The organism is Candidatus Obscuribacterales bacterium (assembly GCA_036703605.1).
In the GTDB taxonomy this organism is placed as follows: domain Bacteria; phylum Cyanobacteriota; class Cyanobacteriia; order RECH01; family RECH01; genus RECH01.
This window is the reverse complement of record DATNRH010000079.1, coordinates 1-2,113: the sequence shown is the minus strand read 5'-3', so window position 1 is coordinate 2,113 and position 2,113 is coordinate 1. Positions and strand designations below refer to the sequence as shown.

Genomic DNA, 2,113 nt, shown 5'->3' with positions numbered 1-2,113 from the left:
TCTCCGTGGGCGATTGGGCAATAACACTGGCTAGTCCTGACTGTTGCAGGTATTGGAGCGGTGGCTGCAGCAGGGGCGTTTCCCCCGTTGAGGTGACATCGACCACCAAAACATGGGGTGTCCAATAGGTGCCGGTGGCCACCCGAATGACTTCTAGCAAGGTTGGAATTTCGACGTCGTCCCCTGGCGATACGGGAGCTGCAGGGTCGAGACAGGGGAACACCGTAAGTTCAGGGTATTGATTGGCTGCCTGGGTGAGTTCCGCTGTGAGGGTAATCATCGGCAGGGTGCTCAGGTAGGAGCAGTCCTGAATTTGCTGGAAATAAGCGACGGGATCCGCAGCGCGATCGCTGAGGAGTACCACATCCGGCCGCCACACCCGCGATAGCACATCGGCCTGATCGATATCGTCAACTTCTAAAACCCGGCAATGGTAGGGATGCAGCAAATGATTGAGGTCTAAAACCGGAGAGCGATCGCTGGTATCAGAAGAGGGCGGTACCCAGTCGGGATCGGCCAAGGCGATCTCCGTCCAGGGGCTCGGCTGTCCAAGGTGTAACACCGTCAGGCTCGGGTACTGTTCGGCTGGCGTCGCGATCGCGAGCTGTTGATCCATCAACTGCTCTAGGGCATCCCCATCGATGGGTAAGCTGAGCACACCATCCACCCCGGCAGACTCCGCCCGCTGGCTTTCGGACTGGGTGGTCATAGCAATGATGGGAATATGGCTGGTGTCGTCATCGGACTTGAGCAGCGTCAGCACATCCCATCCCGAAAGCTGCGGTAAGACGGGATCGAGGAACACCATGGCTGGCTGAAGCTGCCGAGTTTTTTCTAGGGCCTCGGTTCCGGAGCGAGCGATCGCCACCTGATAGCCCAGTTTGCCTAGGTGATAGGTCACGTCGTCGAGCAACTGGGGAACGGACTCCATCACCAGCATCAGCCGATTGTTGGAGGATCGTTTATGGGGCAAAATCACCGCTGCTTCTGCTGGGTCGAGGGTTCGCTCGGCCTGGGGTGGTACGACTGGTAGAAGAATCGTAAACCGACTCCCCTCCCCTTCTTTGGACATAAACGTCACCTCGCCCCCATGCAGACGAGCCAACCGCTGGGTAATCACCAACCCGAGGCCCGTTCCTTCAAAACTACGCGTTAGCGGCTGTTCAAGCTGCTGGAATTTCTGGAAAATCAGGTGTTGCTTATCGGCAGGAATCCCCATGCCCGTGTCCCACACGGTGAAAGCTAGCCAATGCCCCCAGTCTTCCACCTCCAGCCCCACCGCTCCAGATGCCGTGGTGAATTTCAGGGCGTTCGACAGTAAGTTGGCCAGCATTTGGCGCAGGCGCAGTTCATCGGCCAAGAGGCAAGCTTGGTTGGTGTGGATGGTCACCTGAATGGAGGGGCACGATGCTGTTGGATCCTCGTCGCCATCTTGGTGTAGGGGATTGGATGGGCCGCCATGTCCCTGGGTTACCTGTTCATAGGCGCGATGGCAAACAACTTCTAGGTTGACGGGCTCTAGGATCAGCTCCATTTGCCCCGTTTCAATGCGCGTCAGATCGAGAATATCGTTGACAATCAGCATCAAATGTCGACTGCTTTGGTAGATCAGTTGGGCATAGCGGGCCTGACGATCGCTCATGGCTCCAATTGCCTGATCCTTTAGCAAGCTTGATAGACCCAAAATTGAGGTGAGCGGCGTTTTGAGCTCGTGGCTGATGCAGGCCAAAAACTCATCCTTGAGGCGATTGAGCTGGATGAGGTCGGCATTTTTAGCGGCCAGCTCTTGCCCAACCCGCTGCTGTTCGGTGTAATCCTGGGCCAAAACGAGCCATAGAGAACCATAGGCAGCATCATAATCAGGCGATCGCACGTCCCCGAGCGAGACAGTGGTGAACTGCCATAGCCGATTGCGGCCATCTGAGGTGGGGCAGACGCAAATGCAGGTATTCGTATCTGGATCAATCCGGCATTGATTGGCACCTAGAACCTCGCCGCCCTTGGTAACTTGATACCCTTGGGTGATGGAGGCTAGGGAGAGGGAGGGTTGTTGGAGGGACGAAAACGGTTCGTTTTCCCAGGGATGGGTGGAGCGCGATGGATCGGTGGCGGT

At 56.8% G+C, this 2,113-nt stretch carries 1 protein-coding gene; it reads right to left on the bottom strand.

The features are described 5' to 3' along the window. The coding region (locus V6D20_01725) for a hybrid sensor histidine kinase/response regulator (protein HEY9814515.1) at positions 1 to 2,113 on the bottom strand (2,113 nt) is incomplete at both ends.